Genomic DNA, 17,331 nt, shown 5'->3' on the forward strand with positions numbered 1-17,331 from the left:
GCAGTGCCTCGCCACGATGCCGCAGTTTCCCGGACCACGAGTGCCCCTCCGCGCCCGGTTCGAGCAGGACATGCGGCAGCGCGCGGTTCGCCGGGGCATCGGGGCTCGTGGACAGGGGTGCGCGGTAGTTTCTTCTCGTGCCCACCTCTGTCCCGCGATGGTCCGACCCGGTTGCGTTCGAGCCCGACGAAGACGACGAGCTGCCACCGGAGATCGCCGCCGACCTCGCCAAGGTGGGCAAACGGGACGCGCCGGAACTCCCGCTGACCGCCAAGCCCAAGCAGGACATCCCGGACCTCGCGACGCTGATGGAGATCGCGATCGGGGCGGTCGGCGGCGTGCCTCGCGAGGGCCAGGCCCGGATGGCCCAAGCCGTCGAGCACTCCATCGGCTCCGGCGAACACCTGGCCGTGCAGGCCGGCACCGGCACCGGGAAATCGCTGGCGTACCTGGTACCGGCGATCCGGCACGCCGTCTCCGAAGGCACCACCGTGGTCGTCTCGACCGCGACCATCGCCCTGCAGCGCCAGCTCGTCGACCGGGACCTCCCCCGGCTGTCCACGGCGCTCGCCGACGCGATCGGCCGGCGGCCGACGTTCGCGATCCTCAAGGGCCGCCGCAACTACCTGTGCCTGAACCGCGTGCACGGCAACGCTCCCGAAGAGCCCGACGACGGCGCGCTGTTCGACGCCTTCGCCGCGTCCGCGCTGGAGCGGCAGGTCAAGCGGATCCGTGAGTGGTCCACCGAAACCGAGACCGGCGACCGCGACGAGCTCGTACCCGGCGTCACCGACCAGGCCTGGCGGCAGATGTCGGTCACCGCCAAGGAATGCCTCGGCGTGCACCGCTGCCCGGTGGGCACCGACTGCTTCGCCGAACGCGCCAGGGCCGAGGCCGGGCGCGCGGACATCGTCGTGACGAACCACGCGCTGCTGGCCATCGACGCCCTAGACGACCGGCCGGTGCTTCCCGAGCACGACGTCGTCCTGGTCGACGAGGCGCACGACCTGGTGGACCGGGTGACCTCGGCGGCGGCCAGCGAGCTGACGGCGGGCGCGGTGCGGACCGCCGCGCGGCGCTGCGGGCGGGCCATCGACGAGGAGGTCGCCGACCGGCTCAACGAGGCCGCCGAGGGGCTCGACCTGGTGCTGCAGTCGGCGAATCCCGGTCGGCTGGAAGAACTCCCGCAGGACCTGGGCGGCGCCCTGACGGTGACCCGCGACGCCGCGTGGGCCTGCATCAACGCCCTCGGCCCGGAACGAAAAGAAGACGCCGAGGGCAGCACGGCGCGCAAGCTCGCGCACGCGGTCACCGAAGAGGTCCACGACACCGCGGTCCGGCTGCTGGAGGCCTTCGACGACGAGAAGCAGTTCGACGTCGTTTGGGTGTCGGCGGAGCCGAACCGCCCACCGACCGTGCGGGTCGCGCCGCTGGGGGTCGGCGCGCTGCTGCGGGAACGGCTCTTCGGGCAGCGCACCACGGTCCTGACGTCGGCGACGCTCGCGCTCGGCGGCTCGTTCGACACGCTGGCCCGGCAGTGGGGCTTGCCGCCACAGGAGCAGTCCCAGCCTGCCTCCGGGATGGCCACCGCGAAGGAGGTGCCCTCCGACACCAGCGGTCCCAAGTGGACCGGGCTGGACGTGGGTTCTCCGTTCGAACACCAGCGCAGCGGCATCCTCTACATCGCCAGGCACCTGCCGCCGCCGGGCCGCGACGGGCTGCCACCGCAGTACCTGGACGAGCTGACCGAGCTGGTGCAGGCAGCCGGCGGACGCACGAAGAGCTGCGCGAGCGGCTCAGCACGCCGGTGCTGTGCCAGGGAGACGACTCGACCGCGCTCCTGGTCCGCAGGTTCGCCGAAGACCCGGAGACCTCGCTGTTCGGCACCCTGTCGCTGTGGCAGGGCGTGGACGTGCCCGGCGACTCGCTGCAGCTGGTCGTGATGGACCGGATCCCGTTCCCGCGCCCCGACGATCCGCTCGCCTCGGCCCGGCAGAAAGCGGTGTCCGAACGCGGCGGGAACGGGTTCATCACGGTTGCGGGCACGCACGCCGCCCTGCTGCTGGCGCAGGGCGCTGGCCGGCTGCTGCGCGCGCCGAACGATCGCGGCGTGATCGCGGTGCTTGACCCGAGGCTGGCCACCGCCCGCTACGGCGGTTTCCTGCGCGCCTCGCTGCCGCCGTTCTGGACCACCCACGACCCGGAGGTCGTCCGCGGGGCCCTGCGGCGGCTGTCCTCCGCCGCCGCGGAGGTCTAGCAGTGCCGCAATTTCAATGGAAATCGGAGGTCCGATTTCCATTGAAATTGCGGGAATCCCTTGTCGGGGACGGCACGGAACCGAGATTCGGAGCGTCGTGATCTCGTTCGAAGACTTCTTGCGCCGCGTGCCGAAGGCGGATCTGCACTTCCACCTGGCGGGTGCCATCCCGGCCGAAGCGGCCGGGGAGATCGCCGTCCGCAACGGAGTCGCACCACCCCACGTCCGGCCCGGAGTCGCTCTACGACTTCGGCCAGTTCTACGAGTTCATCGAGCGGTACGTGCAGGTCGCGGAGGCCATGCGGACCCGAATGGACTTCGCACAGGAGGGCTACCTGGCGGGCAACCTCCAGTACCGGGAGATGTTCTTCAACCCCACCGACCACTACCGCAGCTGGGCGTCCTACCCGGAGCCGGTTGACGGGTTGATCGACGGCATCCGGCAGGCCGAGCAGGACTTCGGGGTTCGCTGCCAGCTCATCCCGTCGATCAACCGCATGGAATCGCCTGCCGCCGCTGTCGGCATGGTGCGCGACGGGCTGCGCTGGCGCCGCGACGAGGTCATCGGCATCGGACTGGACGCCACGAGCCCAGCGGGCCGCCGGAGAACTTCGCCGAGGCGTACCCACCCGCAGAGGACGCCGGGCTGCACGGGACCGCGCACGTCTGCGAGGACTACGCGGGCCTGAACGGCGATCCGCCGGCCAACGCGCTGACGGCGCTGAATCTGCTGCACTGCGACATCTGCTGCACCGCGACATCTGCTGCACTGCGACCGGCTGGACCACGGCTACAACCTGCTGACCGACCAGGCGGCGCTGGCCAGGTGCCGGAACGCGGCGGTGCCGTTCACGGTCTGCGAGCCGGGTTCGAACAAGGCGCGAGTGCTTCGCGGTGCGGTGGACGCCGGTTGGGGCGGTGCTGGTGTGAAGCGAACGGACCGTTCACTTCACCTACCGAGGCGAACGGGCCGTTCGCCGCACACCAACACCCCAGGCACCCCCATCAGAAGAACGGAGCGAACGGACCGTTCACCTCACCTACTGCGCAGCCTATGAGAGCGAAGTCAAGTGGCGGTGTTTCCGGTTTTAGGCGTGCGGCAGCAACCCCGCAGGTGTGCGGGGGGGTTGATCACGGTAGGTGGTGATGTGGTGGATGGCGTGACTGGCCGGGGTGGCGGGTGCCTGCGCCCACTCTCCGTGCTCGACCTAGCCCAACAACCGGGTTTGTCCCAACAACCTGCATGCGAGCTCGGGCGGCGGGTGGGCGGGGCGCCCTGCTCAGTTCCGGGTTCTGCCCAAGGAGGAGTCGGGTTCGCCCCGTCCGTGGTCAGTGTCGCGTTATGCGGCCTGCGGAGCCACCTTCTTCGTGGTGCCGGCGGCGCGGGATCGAGGTGGCCGGTTTGTAGGTGATCGACAACTCGGCGCTGGGCTTTCTGTTTCGGCGGGGTTGGCGGGTAGGTTGAGCTCGCCGCGCCGATCGGATCCCACCGGGGGCACCCGATTCGACGAGAACCGCTGGTCGCGGAGCCTTTCCGACCGGCCGGAAGCGGTCTCGTCGGGCGCGGCACGAGTCGCCGGTCCGGCAATGGCACCGACCGACCACGTTGTCGATCTACCGCTAGGGAGACGCTGTGTCCGCACCACGCCAAGCTGCGCCCGCCGCGAACCTGGCCAGGACTGTGGTCTTCGCCGCATTCATCGCCGTGCTCGGCATCTTCCCCGGCTTCTACCTGGGCGGCGCGGCGGTACCGGTCGTGCTGCAGAACGCCGGACCTCTACTGGCCGGCAGCATCCTGGGCGCCCGCCGAGGCGGTGCGGCCACGCTCCTGTTCCTCGCCCTGGTCGCGATCGGCCTCCCCCTGCTGTCCGGTGGCCGCGGCGGCATTGCGCCGTTCATCGGGCCCAGCGGTGGGTTCGTGGTCGGCTGGGTGGCGGCGGCTGTCGTCGTCGGCCTGATCGTGCAGCGCAGCCTGCCCAAGCCGGGACTGTTCGTGCTGCTCGCGGCCAACGTCGCCGGTGTCGCCGTGGACTACCTGATCGGCATCCCGTACTGGGGCCTGGTCATCGGCGACCTGCGCACTGCCGCCCTGCAGTCGCTGGTGTTCCTCCCCGGCGACGCCGTGAAGCTCGTCGCCGTCTCGCTCGTCGCCGTCGCGGTGCACCGCGCCGTCCCGGCAGACCTGACCGGCTCGGCGCGCCGCGCCACCGCCGAGGGCTGAGCGTGCTGCCGATCCTCGGCCGCTCCCCCGCTTCGCGGGTCGCGCACGCCGGAACCGCGCTGGATCCCCAGGAGCTGCTTGCACGGGCCACCCGCGCTGCGCAGCTCCTACCGCCCGGCTCCCGGGTCGCCTTCGACGGCGGCAACGCGCTTACGCGCTTGATCCACTTCCTGGGCGCGGATCTCGCGGGCTGCGCGACCCTGTTCCTCGAACCCGCCTGGACCGACGGCGATCGCGCGGCGGTCCTCGCCGACGCCCGCCCAGACCTGGTGCTGAGCCTGGACGAGTCGCCTGGACACGCCGCCGACGGAGGCGAACGGACCGTTCGCGCCACCTATCGACACCAACAAGCCGTTCACCCCACAACCGAACCAAGTGAACGGACCGTTCGCGCCACATGCCCAATGCCCGCCGGCAGCGAGCTCACGCACTTCTACCTGCCCACCACCTCCGGGAGCAGCGGCTCTCCGAAGGTGCTGATCCGGTCGCGGCGGTCGTGGCTTCGCAGCTTCGCCGCGCTCGGCCTGCCGTTGGCCGCTCGGGATCGCGTTTTGGTCCCCGGGCCGCTGAGTTCGTCGTTGTTCCTCTTCGGCGTGCTGCATGCGCTGCATTCGGGTGCCGAGGTGGAGCTGTTGGACAAGTGGTCCGCGGCCGACGCAGCCGACGCTTCGCGGCGGGCCACCACCGTCCACCTCGTGCCGGCGATGCTGTCGGCACTTGTGTCCACTTTGGAGCACGATCCGGTCTTGCGGGCCGAATGCAGTTTGCGCACAGTTGTTTGCGGCGGGGCGAAGGTCGACGAAGCGTTGGAGGAACGGCTCGCCAAGGTGCTTCCCGGGTGCGCGCTCGTCGAGTACTACGGGTCGGCGGAGCATTCGCTGATCGCGGTTCGGCGGGGTGGTCCGCTGCGGCCTGTGGTCGACGTGGAAGTGCGCGATCCCGTTGACGGTGTCGGGGAACTGTGGGTGCGCTCCGAGCTGGTCTTCGACGGCTACCTCCGCGGCGGCGAGATCGTGCCAGCGGCGACGGAGGACGGCTGGTCGACAGTCGGCGACCGCGCGGCACTGCACTCCGACGGTTCGCTGGACGTTCTCGGTCGCGCTGGGTCGGCGATCAACACCGGTGCCCGGATCGTCGGCGCGGAGGAGGTCGAGTCGGTGCTGCGCGGCGCCGAAGGCGTCCTTGACGTGCTGGTTTGCGCAACCCCGCATCCGAGGTTCGGCGAGCTCGTCACGGCGGTCGTCGAGATCGACCCGGTCGCCCCGCCGTCCCTGCGCGAGCTGCGGGCGAGGGTCCGGCGAGCGCTGGACCCAGCGAAGCGCCCCCGGCGCTGGCTGGCAGTGCGCGACCTGCCCCGAACGGCGTCCGGCAAACCGGCGCGCGCCGTGATCGCGGAGCGCCTGCGCGCCGGAACCCTTCGCACGGAGGCGTTGTGAACCGGACTCCTGTCGTGATCGCGGCTCGTCGCACTCCGATCGGCGAGGCTGGTGGGCTGCTGCGCCATGTGCCCATCGACCGGCTCGCGGCGCCCGTGTTGCGCGCTGTTCTCGACGATGCCGGAATGGACACAGTGGACGATGTGCTGCTCGGCAACGTCCTCGGACCAGGTGGGAATCCGGCTCGGGTGGCGGCGTTGCGCGCCGGGTTGGGCGAGGCCGCACCGGGCATGACGATCGATCGGCAGTGTGCGAGCGGGCTGACCGCGATCACCACCGCTGCGGCGATGATCCGCGGCGGAGCCGGGGACTGGTTCGTCGCCGGCGGTGTCGAGAGCCCGTCGACCGCGCCGTGGCGGGCATGGCGACCGCGCTCGGCGACCGAACCGCCCTGCTTCTACAGCCGTGCGCCGTTCGCACCGGCCGAGATCGGCGACCCGGACATGGGCCCGGCGGCGGACGTCGTGGCGTCCGAAGCCGGGATTTCGCGGCAACGCCAAGACATTTTCGCCGCCCGCAGCCACGAACGCGCCATCGCCGCGCAACGAGCGGGGCGTTTTGGCGCTGAGCTGGTGCAGATCGGGAGCGCCGCAGCGGATGAGCGGCCGCGCGAGGGCTTCACGGCCGAACGCCTGGCCCGTTTCCGGCCCGCGTTCACTCCGGACGGGACCGCGACCGCAGCGAACTCGTGCGGGATCAACGACGCGGCCGCCGCCGTGCTGATCACCACCGAGGAGCAGCGCCGCCGGCTCGGCGTTCCGGGGCTGCGGCTGCTGGACTGGCGCACCTCGGGAGTCGATCCGAACCGACTCGGCCTGGGCGCGTTGCCCGCCATGCAGGAGCTGCTCAAGCGGCACACCCCGGAAGTCGTCGAGTTCAACGAGGCCTTCGCCGGGCAGACCCTTGCCTGCCTGGATGCCGCGGGCATCGACGAGCAGCTGGTCAGCCCCGACGGCGGCGCGATCGCGCTCGGCCACCCCTGGGGCGCCTCCGGCGCGGTGCTGGTAGTGCGGTTGTTCAGTCGGATGGTGCGGGCGGACGGGCCGCGCATCGGCCTGGCGGCGCTGTCCTCGGGCGGCGGGCTGGGCGTGGCCACGATGTGGGAGCGAGTGGGTTGATCGAGTTCGAGGAAGTCGGGCACAGCTACGACGAACGCACCGTGCTGGACGGGGTGGACCTGCGGCTGGCCGAGCGGCGCGTCGCGTTCGTCGGGGCGAACGGCTCGGGCAAGTCCACCCTGGCCCGGATGATCAACGGCTTGGTGCACCCCAGCCGCGGCCGGGTGCTGGTCGACGGGGTGGATCCGGTGCGCGACGGCCGGGCGGTGCGACGACGCGTGGGGTTCATCTTCACCAACCCGGATAGCCAGATCGTGATGCCAACCGCAGGCGAAGACGTCGCGTTTTCGCTGCGCAGGCAGGGCCTTTCCAAGGCGGAGCGGCAGCGCCGGGCCGCGGACGTGCTGGCGCAGCACGGGCTGGAGGGCTACGCCGACCACCCGGCGCACCAGCTTTCGGGCGGGCAGAAGCAACTGCTGGCGCTGTGCTCGATGCTGGTGCTGGAGCCGGACGTGCTGGTCTGCGACGAGCCGACGACGCTGCTGGACCTGCGCAACAAGCGGCACTTCGTCGACGTCCTCGGCGGGCTGCGGCAGCAGGTCGTGCTGGTCACCCACGACCTGGACCTGCTGGACGACTTCGACCGGGTGGTGGTGCTCGACGCGGGCAAGGTCGTCGCCGACGACCAACCGGCGGCGGCCATCCCGTACTACCGGGAGCTGATCAAGTGAGTCCGCTCGGCCTGTACGAACCGGGCAGCAGTCCCCTGCACCGGCTCGGGGCCGGCTGGAAGTTCTTGGCACTGCTGGCTTTCGCAATGATGACGTTCGTGCTGCACTCGCCGCTCGCGCTGGCCGGGTGCGTGCTCGGCGTCGCGGTCGCATACCTGGTCGGCCGGATCCCACCGCGCCGCTGCTGGCAGGCGGTGCGGTTGCTGATCCCGCTGCTGCTGGTGGTTTTCCTGCTGCAGTGGTGGATGCTCGGCCTCGACAGCGCCGCGGTGGTGTGTCTGCGGCTGCTCGGCGCGCTCGCCGCCGCGAACCTCTTCACCCTGACCACCAGGGTCGACGACCTGGTCACCGCCGTGGAACGCGGGCTGGGCCCGCTGCGGCGCTTCGGGGTTCGGCCGGAACGGATCGGTCTGCTGGTGGGCCTGACGCTCCAAGCGGTGGCGGCGCTCTCGACGATCGCGACGCAGGTGCGCGAAGCGCAACGAGCCCGAAACGCGGAGCGCTCCTTCCCGGCCTTCGGAGTGCCGTTCCTGGTCCGCACCCTGCGCCACTCCGACGAACTCGGCGAAGCACTCGCGGCCCGCGGCGTCGGCGACGACTGACTTCGTTCGGCTACCCGTTCTGCCAGCTGGTTTCCCGTGAGTGCCTTTGGGCGCCATAGAAATTGGGGTTTTGTGTCACTCCGCTTGGGATCATGGGACAGCGGAAACAGCAGGTCAGGGCGGGCGGCGTTTGACGCTTGATTCGTACGGGCGGTTGTCGTGGAGGTCTCGCCCGCCCAAGTGGGCCGGGGACGGAAGGCGATTGCCACCGCAGCGGAGGCGATGCTGGCCGGGGTGGAGGATGCCCAGCTGGACCGGCTACCTCCGGTTACATCAAGTACGAAGTCCTGATCGGACTGCTGATCTGGACCGCGTCGTTTCTCTGCCAGGAGATCGTGCTGAGCTGGCTGCGGCCCCGCAGCGGGACCAGCGGGACGGTCAGCCTCGCGCGCGGCGGCAACAGCATGGTCCTCCCGCTGTTGACCGGCATGGTGCTGGAACCGGCAGCTCCCAGCGCGGAGGTCATCACGGCGGCCGTGGCGGCGCCGATAGCCCTGCTGAGCTGCTGGATCCTGGCCAGCGGACGCCTGCTGGACTGCGGCGAAACCGGGACTTTAGGCCCTGGTATCTATCCCGCCGCAGTGGCCAAATTGATGGTTACCGGGGAAACCCGGCGACCGGCCCGAGGATGCAGTGGCCTTGACGACCAATCAGGCCGCCAGAGACCTAGCAATCGAAAGATTGCAAAACATTCTCGGGCTTGGCCTATGTCTGGGCCCGTTCTCGGCCCGCCTCCCAGTTCCCGCTGCTCTGCGGTCGTGAGCATTTCGGCTGCTGTCGAGGCCGTTTTGGAAGTGATCGTCCGAGTTGCGGTAGGGCGGGCTCTCGTCTTTGAAGCGGCGAAGCCGCTTAGCCGACCCTCCACCTCGCACCGCCACCGGTTCTCGGACGTCTTCTGACTACGACAGCCCAGACGTTACGACAGCCCCGACGTGGCGCATTTGTCCATGCGTCGGCCCGGAGACCGGACGACGGCTGAGGTTCCGCCGCGCTGGACGAGTTCGGAAACAGCCGCTACAGCGACCCGAAGCAACTCCCGGACCGGCTGCCTGCGGCCACGGCCGGGGTCAGCGCCACTGCGCCAGAACCGTGACGGTGCCCGGGTCGACCTCGGTGAAACCGGCGTCGCGGACCATCGCCACCCGCGCCTGCCGCCAAGCCGTTTCCGGGTCGTCGCGCGGGTGCAGGCGCGCCCAGGTCGCCGCGTCGGCCTGCCGCACCGAGCAGCGGAACCCGTCGGCCGCCCAACCCTCCAGCTCGGTGTCCAGGCCCGCCCCGTGCAGCAGCGCCGCCAGGATCATCGTCGCGTGCCCCACCTGCGCCGCGGACTTCCCGGCGCTCATCGGCACATCGGGGTTCAGCCACAGCGTCGGCGCATCCGGTGCCGGCGCTCCCGGCTCGTCGGCGGCCAACTCGCTGCCGGAGATCTGCAACCGGCTGAGCTCCTTGGGCATGTCCGCCACGCGCATCGGCAGGAACGCCCGCACCTCGGCGTCGCCCACTCGAACGGTGCGCCCGGGCAACGACTGGACCGCTTCCCAGTGCGCGCCGCGCGCCCGCCGCGCCACCTTGCGGATGCGCCCGGAGATCCAGGCATGCATCGCCTCGTGCCACTCACCGCCCGGCTTGCAGCGCTCGTCGAGGCACACCGCAATCGCCGCCGCCGCGGCCGCCTCCAGCAGCGCCGTGCGGTCCGGCGGCTCGCGGCGCTCGATCCTCAGCACCATCGGCATCAGGACCACGTTCTCCGGGTCCTCGTCCGAGATGTCCGCAGTGGCCTCCCCCGGCAGCGCCAGCCACGAGGCGTACCGGGCGATCAGCGGGTCGAGGACGGAGAGGGCAGCGGAATCAGGCACACCACGATTATCCGATTCCTGGCCACCGATATTCCGCCCCACCGCGGACGTCACACGTCCAGCGGCACCCGCCGCAGCACACCGTCCTCGGCGTCCGCCGTCTCGATCTCGGCACGCGTCACGCCGAGCACGAACAGCACGGTGTCCAGGAACGGGTATGACAGCGCGGTGTCGGCGACCTCCCGCAGCGCGGGCTTGGCGTTGAACGCCACCCCGAGCCCGGCGGCCGTGAGCATGTCGATGTCGTTGGCCCCGTCGCCGACCGCGACGCACTGCGCCGCCGGCACCCCGAACGACTCGGCGAACCGCCGCAACGCCTTGGCCTTGCCGGGGCGGTCCACGATCTCCCCGACGACCCGGCCGGTCAGCTTGCCGTCCACGATCTCGAGCTCGTTCGCGGCGCTGAAGTCCAGCCCGAGCTCGTCCACCAGCTGGTCGATGATCTGGGTGAACCCGCCGGAGACTACGCCCGTGTGGAAGCCCAGGCGTCGCAGCGTACGGATGGTGGTCCGGGCACCGGGGGTGAGTTCGAGCTCCGCGGCGACGTCGTCGAGCACCGAGGCGGGCAGGCCCTCCAGCACCGCGACCCGCTGCCGCAGCGACTCGGCGAAGTCCAGCTCGCCGCGCATGGCCCGCTCGGTGACCTCGCGGACTTCCTGCTCGCAGCCGGCCCGCGCGGCGAGCATCTCGATGACCTCGCCCTGGATGAGCGTGGAGTCCACGTCGAAGACCACCAGCCGCTTGGCGCGGCGGGCCAGCCCGGTGCGCTCGACGGCCAGGTCCACGCCGATGCGCGCGGCCAGGTCGGCCATCGCCGAGGTCAGCGCATCGTCCGAGCCCTCGCCGTCACCCGGGACGCTGACCTGCAGTTCCAGCCCGGTCACCGGGTAGTCGGCGACGCGGCGGATGGAATCGATGTTCACGCCGATCTCGGCCAGGCCGCGGGCGACCTCGCTGAAGCTGCGGGCGGTGACCGGCTGCCCGAGCACCACGACGACGTGCGTCGAGCCGAGCTTGGCGGCGCCGCCGTCCTCGGTGCCGATCGCCACATCGACGGTCATGCCGACGGTGGCCATCGCCTGCTCAACGGCCTCCTGCAGCTGCTCCGGGTCGCGTTCGGTGGACACCAGCACGCCGAGCACCAGCCGACCGCGGATCACCACCTGCTCCACGTCGACGATGTCCACCCCGTGCCGGGTCAGCGCGGCGAACAGCACGGAGGTGACCCCCGGCTTGTCCTTCCCGGTCACGGTGATCAACACGGTAGTCGCGTTCACGACAGCGGTATTCCTCTCTAGACCCCAGACAAACGATGAGCCCCGGCGAGACACAGCCCGCCGGGGCTCATCGTCGAGCTAACCCCACCCTGGCACAGTTCTGCCGTGCGGGGCTAGCGCCCAAGTCACTTCTCGGAGTTCCCCGAGGCACCGACCGCCGGGTTCGCCTCGTCCTTGTGCGCGAGGGTCTTGCCGGTGAGGCTGAGGTGCCCCTCCAGCCGCATCCGCTCGGAGATGTGCGGGTAGTGCAGCTCGAAGGCCGGCCGCTCGGAACGGATCCGGGGCAGCTCGGTGAAGTTGTGCCGCGGCGGCGGGCAGGAGGTCGCCCACTCCAGGGAGTTGCCGTAGCCCCACGGGTCGTCGACCGTGACGACCTCGCCGTAGCGGTAGCTCTTGAAGATGTTGTAGAGGAACGGCAGCATCGAGGCGCCCAGGATGAACGCGCCGATCGTGGAGACCGTGTTCAGCGCGGTGAACCCGTCGGACTCCAGGTAGTCGGCGTACCGGCGCGGCATGCCCTCGTTGCCCAGCCAGTGCTGCACCAGGAACGTGCCGTGGAAGCCGATGAACGTCAGCCAGAAGTGCAGCTTGCCCAGCCGTTCGTCGAGCATCCGCCCGGTCATCTTCGGGAACCAGAAGTAGATGCCGGCGAAGGTCGCGAACACGATCGTGCCGTAGAGCACGTAGTGGAAGTGCGCCACCACGAAGTAGGTGTCCGAGACGTGGAAGTCGACCGGCGGCATGGCCAGCAGGACACCGGTGAGACCGCCGAAGAGGAAGGTGACCAGGAAGCCGACGCTGAAGATCATCGGCGTCTCGAAGGTCAGCTGCCCCTTCCACATGGTGCCGATCCAGTTGAAGAACTTCACACCGGTCGGGATCGCGATCAGGAACGTGGTGAACGCGAAGAACGGCAGCAGCACGGCACCGGTGGCGTACATGTGGTGCGCCCACACCACGACCGACAGGGCCGCGATGCCCAGCGTCGCGAGGACCAGACCCGTGTAACCGAACAGCGGCTTGCGGCTGAAGACCGGGAAGATCTCCGACACGATGCCGAAGAACGGCAGCGCGACGATGTAGACCTCGGGGTGGCCGAAGAACCAGAACAGGTGCTGCCAGAGGATCACGCCGCCGTTGGCCGGGTCGAACACGTGTGCACCGAGGTGGCGGTCGGCCATCAGGCCCAGCAGCGCGGCGGTCAGGATCGGGAACGCCATCAGGATCAGCAGGCTCGTGACCATGATGTTCCAGGTGAAGATCGGCAAGCGGAACATCGTCATGCCCGGGGCGCGCAGGCAGACCACGGTGGTCAGCATGTTGACCGCACCGAGGATGGTGCCCAGACCGGAGACCGCCAGCCCGGCGATCCACATGTCCGCGCCGTGGCCCGGCGAGTGCAGGGCGTCCGACAGCGGGGTGTAGGCGAACCAGCCGAAGTCGGCGGCGCCACCCGGCAGCAGGAAGCCGCTCACGACCATCAGGCCGCCGAACAGGTACAGCCAGTAACCCAGGGCGTTCAACCGCGGGAACGCGACGTCCGGGGAACCGATCTGCAGCGGCAGGATGTAGTTCGCGAAGCCGAACAGGATCGGCGTCGCGTACAGCAGCAGCATGACCGTGCCGTGCATGGTAAACAGCTGGTTGTACTGCTCCTGCGACAGGAACTGCAGCCCTGGAACCGCCAGCTCCCCGCGGATCAGCATCGCCATCAGGCCGCCGACCAGGAAGAACGCCATCGACGTGACCAGGTAGAGGATGCCGATTTGCTTGTGGTCCGTGGTGCGGAACATCCGCGCCAGGAAGGACCCCTTGACCGTTTTGCGCACCGGATAGGGGCGCGTGGCGATCGGCTGTGGCGCGACGGCCGTCACGGTGCCTCCTGCACTCCCTTTTGAAGCCTCATCGAACCCGGCTGGGTCCGCCCGACCCGGTTGGGCCGGTTGGCAGCACGCGACACCCTGCAGAGCCCCTGCAGCACAAGCCAGTCGCGATGCCTGCCGACTGCGGATACTAGTCCGGGCTTCCGGCCGTAGTTCGGCCGGGCCGTAGCCACCCTATTCATTGGAACGGGCACCGTCACCCGCAGTGAGATCCACCCGACAGCGCGCCCCCGCGGCGACGTCGCCCGCACGCGCCCGCGGGGCGCCGGTTAGCCTACGGGGCAAGAGGTCCGGCAGCCCACCTGCGATCAGCCGCCACCGATCAACGGGCCGCCCTGGGACGATGTCCACCAGATCCTGGAGGGGAAGCACGTGCGGAGGAGCACGATCATCGGCGCCGTGCTGGCCTGCGGTCTCGCACTCGCGGGCTGCACGCCGAGCGATGCGCCCAGCGACCAGCCCCCGGCCCCCGGCACACCGCCGCCCGCGACCGCGCAGCAGCACGCAGAGCACGGCACCGGGTCGACCGGCGAGCACACCACGACGGACCGCGAGTTCGCGCAGCAGCTGCTGGCCAACCGGCAGCAGGTGTCGAAGCTGGCCGACCTGGCCGCCACCCACACGCAGAGTGCCGAGGTCAGGTCGCTCGCCGCGGAGCTGAAGCAGTCGGTGCAGCCGCAGGTCGAGCAGCTGAACGAGTTCCTGAACTCCGCCGCTGGCCAGCAGTCGGGCAGCGCCCCGGAGGACGAGGCCGAGAACTCCGCCGACGCGGGCCTGCAGACCGACCAGCAGCTGCAGCAGCTCTCGAAGGCCTCGGGCGCGCAGTTCGACCAGCAGTGGAAGCAGGCGATGCTGTCGCTGCAGGGGGGTGCCGGGAAGCTCGCCCGCACCGAGCAGGAGGAAGGCTCGGCGCAGGCGATGCGCAAGCTGGCCGAGGAACTCGTGGCCGACGAGCAGCAGACGACGACCAAGCTCAACTCGCTCTGAGCTGACACGGTTTCATCAGGTGAAGGGCACCTTCTGCCAACTTGGCAGGAGGTGCCCTTCACCGTTGGTGCGGTCGGGTTGAGCGGCGGCGAAGCAGTCGGACGGGGGCCTCCGCTGCGCTGGTGGCCAGGGCGACCGCGAGGTAGGCGGGCCGGAGCAGCAGGCCGGTCGGATCGCAGTGCCGAACACGTTGCAGACCGTGGCGATAGCAGCCCGTCCCGGCCGTGATGCCCAGTGATCTTCGACGCGTCGGTCGGTTCCCAGCGCCCGCGGCCGGCTCGCGTTCAGCGCGCTCAGCCACTGCTGACCGGCGCTGACCAGCAGTCCGTCCGGCACCGCGCGGTTCCGGGCCGGACGAGCTCGCCGCCGATCAGCACCAGGGTCACGATGCCCAGCCACCACAACGGGCTCCGAGGCGGAATGCGGCCGTCGCGGCAGGGTCAAGGCATTTCCTTCCAAACCTACTGCGAGTAGGCTACTGCTTAGTAGATAACTCGCTGGCTCCACGAACCTTGGGAGTGCTCATGCCGAACGTGTCCGGCAAGGTCGTCCTGATCACCGGCGCCGCGCGGGGGATCGGCGCGCAGACCGCGCGTGAGCTGGCCCGGCGCGGGGCGCGGCTCGCCCTGATCGGCCTAGAGCCCGACGAACTCGCCACCGTGGCCGCGGAACTGGGCGACGGCCACTTCTGGGGCGAGGCCGACGTGACCGACCCGGACTCGATCGAGGCCGCCGTGTCGCGCGCCGCAGAGCACTTCGGCCGCATCGACGTGGCCATCGCCAACGCCGGGATCGCGCCGGTCGGCACGGTCCGCAAGAGCGACCCGCGCGCGTTCGTCAAGACGATCGACGTGAACCTCAACGGCGTCTTCCACACCGTGCGCGCCGCGCTGCCGCACTTGGCCGACCGCCGCGGCTACCTGCTGGTGGTCTCGTCGCTGTCGGCGTTCGCCCCGATCGGCGGGATGGCCGCCTACACCGCGAGCAAGGCGGGCGCGGACGCACTGGCCAGCGCGCTTCGCTCGGAGGTTGCGCACCTCGGCGTGATGGTGGGCAGCGCGCACCCATCGTGGATCGACACCGACATGGTGCGCGACGTCGCGCACGACCTGCGCAGCTTCCACGAGATGCGCAAGCGGCTGCCGTGGCCGATGCGCGCGACCACGAGCGTCGAGAGCTGCGGCAAGGCCTTCGCCGACGGAGTCGAGCGCCGCGCCCGCCGCGTTTACGTGCCGCGGTCGATCATGCTGATGCACTGGCTGCGCAACGCTCCTTCGTCGCGGCTGGTCGAGCGGCTCATGATGCCGACCATGCGCCGCCTGATCCCGAAGATGGAGGAGGAAGTGGCCGGCCTGGGCCGGTCCCTGAGCGAACGCCACCAGAAGCTCCAGGGCTGAACGGGCACCGGAGGGCTCGCATCAGCGAGGGCGCGGGTTCGAGCGGCGGTTGGGACCGGTGGTCGGGTTGTCTGACGCGAAACGCTGCCCGGACACCGGGATCTCAAGGCGAGCGCCGCTCGCTGAGCAGCGGCCGCCGTTCCGGCTGGACCCGCCGAGCGCGATCTTGTCGATGCCGTCGAACCACTTCACCTGCTGCGGAACCAGCACACCCAGCGGCAGCAGCCCGCTACCACTATGACCGGGAAACTCCGCATATCTCCGTGAATCCTGTGTAGCGCGGGGTGAACACCCTCGGAATAAAGAAGAATCGCCTTTCCGCTGCCATGCCGGACCGTTCGCGAACCTCATCCGCCGAACCCGCACGCTGGCACCCGGGGACGTGCGGCGGTTCCCGGCCGAGCCAGGCGGCGCGAAAATCACGTGCTCCCGTTGGGCGCTGCTGCTAACGTCGATGTCGTTCGCGATCGACGACATGCGTGGAACGGGAGGTGAGATCTCATGGTTGCCCTGGTGATCGCTGCGGCGAGCAGCGCCCGGACCGTTCTCACGTCCCGAGTCCCGGTCTGACGCGCCGTCCCAGCTGATGCGTCCGCCGCGTTGCGGGTATGTCTGCACGCGTCTCCGCCGGGACTCCCTTCACCAGGAGTTCCTTCCGTTGTCACAACACAATTCTGCTTCCCCGGACGATCTCGCCGTGCGTGACGCGTTCTTCGCGTCGCACCACGGCCTGCCCCGGCAGGGGCCCGGATCCGACGCGACCACCCGGCACCTGCTCGAACTGGCCGTGCCCGGAATGCGCGAGGCGGTCGCGGCCGCCCGAGCCGAGATCGAGATTCGCCGAGCGCACGGCCGCGACTACCGCTACACCGGCTATGTTCTGCGCCCCAAGAACGAGGAGAGCACCGAGATGTGGACCACCCGCCCGGAGACCGACGCCGACGTCCCAGCGATCCGCGCGGTCAACCTCGACGCCTTCCCGACCGCCCTGGAGGCGGACTTGATCGAGGCCCTGCGCAAGGATCCGGCGTGGATCGACGGACTGTCCATTGTGGCCGAAGACGCGAACGGTGAGGTCGTCGGCCACTCGCTGCTCACGCGCAACCACGTCGACGGCTTCCCCACGCTGACCCTCGGGCCGTGCGCGGTGCTGCGGCGCTACCAGCGCACCGGCGCCGGTTCGGCGGCGATCCGGGCCGGGCTGGAAGCGGCGCGCGCGATGGGTGAGAAGTTGGTCCTGGTACTCGGGCATCCCGAGTACTACCCGCGCTTCGGGTTCAAGAGAGCGTCGGAGTTCGGGATCAGCCTGACGATCGAGGTCCCGGACGAGGCCATGATGGCCCTCCCCCTCGACCCAGAAGCCGAAATCCCCAGCGGCAAGGTCCAGTACCCGGCCCCATTCGGCATCTGACCCACGGGTGAGTCGCGGGTGCGCAGCCAACCGGCCTGCGCACCCGCGCCCTCGGCACTACCCGGCCTCGAAGCCCCCGACGAACGGACCCCAGCCGGACGCCCCGACCCACAACGCGGGCCTGCCCGGTCCTTCGAGTCCCGAACGTCCACAACGCCGCGCCCTAGCCGCACCTCGACGAACTGATCATTGCCGCGACGCCTGAACACGACGCG

The 17,331-nt window shown here is 70.0% G+C and carries 13 protein-coding genes and 1 pseudogene; 10 read left to right on the forward strand and 4 right to left on the reverse strand.

The features are described from left to right. Positions 1-308 precede the first annotated feature (308 nt). From SSPN_RS43150 to SSPN_RS0109030, 7 genes and pseudogenes are all read left to right on the forward strand, one after another. A pseudogene (locus SSPN_RS43150) lies at positions 309-2,257 on the forward strand (ATP-dependent DNA helicase). Between the two features lie 161 nt (positions 2,258-2,418). After that, positions 2,419-2,946, forward strand: a complete 528-nt coding sequence (locus SSPN_RS43155) for an amidohydrolase family protein (RefSeq protein ID WP_010693753.1) — start codon at positions 2,419-2,421, stop codon at positions 2,944-2,946. 944 nt (positions 2,947-3,890) lie between these two features. Further along, positions 3,891-4,478, forward strand: coding sequence for a biotin transporter BioY (locus SSPN_RS0109010; protein WP_029535130.1), 588 nt, complete (start codon positions 3,891-3,893; stop codon positions 4,476-4,478). Between the two features lie 2 nt (positions 4,479-4,480). Beyond that, positions 4,481-5,914 carry a class I adenylate-forming enzyme family protein gene (locus tag SSPN_RS0109015; RefSeq protein WP_010693755.1) on the forward strand — a complete coding sequence of 478 codons (1,434 nt, stop codon included), beginning with the start codon at positions 4,481-4,483 and terminating at the stop codon, positions 5,912-5,914. Further along, positions 5,911-7,032, forward strand: coding sequence for a thiolase family protein (locus SSPN_RS0109020; protein WP_010693756.1), 1,122 nt, complete (start codon positions 5,911-5,913; stop codon positions 7,030-7,032). The genes SSPN_RS0109015 and SSPN_RS0109020 overlap by 4 nt, the downstream gene beginning before the upstream one ends. Continuing rightward, entirely contained in the window at positions 7,029-7,703 is a 675-nt protein-coding gene (locus SSPN_RS0109025) for an energy-coupling factor ABC transporter ATP-binding protein (RefSeq protein WP_010693757.1), read from the forward strand. Before SSPN_RS0109020 ends, SSPN_RS0109025 begins: the two co-directional genes overlap by 4 nt. Continuing rightward, entirely contained in the window at positions 7,700-8,305 is a 606-nt protein-coding gene (locus tag SSPN_RS0109030; protein WP_010693759.1) for an energy-coupling factor transporter transmembrane component T family protein, read from the forward strand. The genes SSPN_RS0109025 and SSPN_RS0109030 overlap by 4 nt, the downstream gene beginning before the upstream one ends. Before the next feature lie 268 nt (positions 8,306-8,573). Here SSPN_RS0109030 and SSPN_RS0109035 read toward each other — a convergent pair whose 3' ends face one another. The 4 genes from SSPN_RS0109035 to ctaD form a co-directional block, all read right to left on the reverse strand. Next, positions 8,574-8,771: a hypothetical protein gene (locus SSPN_RS0109035; RefSeq protein ID WP_010693761.1), complete on the reverse strand. Its 198-nt coding sequence runs from the start codon at positions 8,769-8,771 to the stop codon at positions 8,574-8,576. A 601-nt stretch (positions 8,772-9,372) separates the two neighbouring features. Beyond that, positions 9,373-10,161 carry a peptidyl-tRNA hydrolase gene (locus tag SSPN_RS0109040; protein ID WP_010693762.1) on the reverse strand — a complete coding sequence of 263 codons (789 nt, stop codon included), beginning with the start codon at positions 10,159-10,161 and terminating at the stop codon, positions 9,373-9,375. A gap of 50 nt (positions 10,162-10,211) precedes the next feature. Continuing rightward, positions 10,212-11,438, reverse strand: a complete 1,227-nt coding sequence (serB, locus tag SSPN_RS0109045; RefSeq protein ID WP_010693763.1) for a phosphoserine phosphatase SerB — start codon at positions 11,436-11,438, stop codon at positions 10,212-10,214. Positions 11,439-11,563: 125 nt separating this feature from the next. Then, positions 11,564-13,312, reverse strand: coding sequence for an aa3-type cytochrome oxidase subunit I (gene ctaD / locus SSPN_RS0109050; protein WP_010693764.1), 1,749 nt, complete (start codon positions 13,310-13,312; stop codon positions 11,564-11,566). Between the two features lie 381 nt (positions 13,313-13,693). Here ctaD and SSPN_RS0109055 point away from each other — a divergent pair, with 381 nt between their 5' ends. The 3 genes from SSPN_RS0109055 (at position 13,694) to SSPN_RS58305 (ending at position 17,116) form a co-directional block, all read left to right on the forward strand. Continuing rightward, positions 13,694-14,308 (forward strand): DUF305 domain-containing protein, encoded by a 615-nt coding sequence (locus SSPN_RS0109055; protein WP_010693765.1) that lies wholly within the window; start codon positions 13,694-13,696, stop codon positions 14,306-14,308. A gap of 524 nt (positions 14,309-14,832) precedes the next feature. Further along, positions 14,833-15,705 (forward strand): SDR family oxidoreductase, encoded by an 873-nt coding sequence (locus tag SSPN_RS0109065; protein WP_029535132.1) that lies wholly within the window; start codon positions 14,833-14,835, stop codon positions 15,703-15,705. A gap of 697 nt (positions 15,706-16,402) precedes the next feature. Continuing rightward, entirely contained in the window at positions 16,403-17,116 is a 714-nt protein-coding gene (locus tag SSPN_RS58305) for a GNAT family N-acetyltransferase (protein ID WP_010693769.1), read from the forward strand. The last annotated feature ends 215 nt before the right edge of the window (positions 17,117-17,331 follow it).

Origin of the sequence: Saccharopolyspora spinosa NRRL 18395 (assembly GCF_000194155.1) — a bacterium.
Taxonomy (GTDB): Bacteria; Actinomycetota; Actinomycetes; order Mycobacteriales; family Pseudonocardiaceae; genus Saccharopolyspora; species Saccharopolyspora spinosa.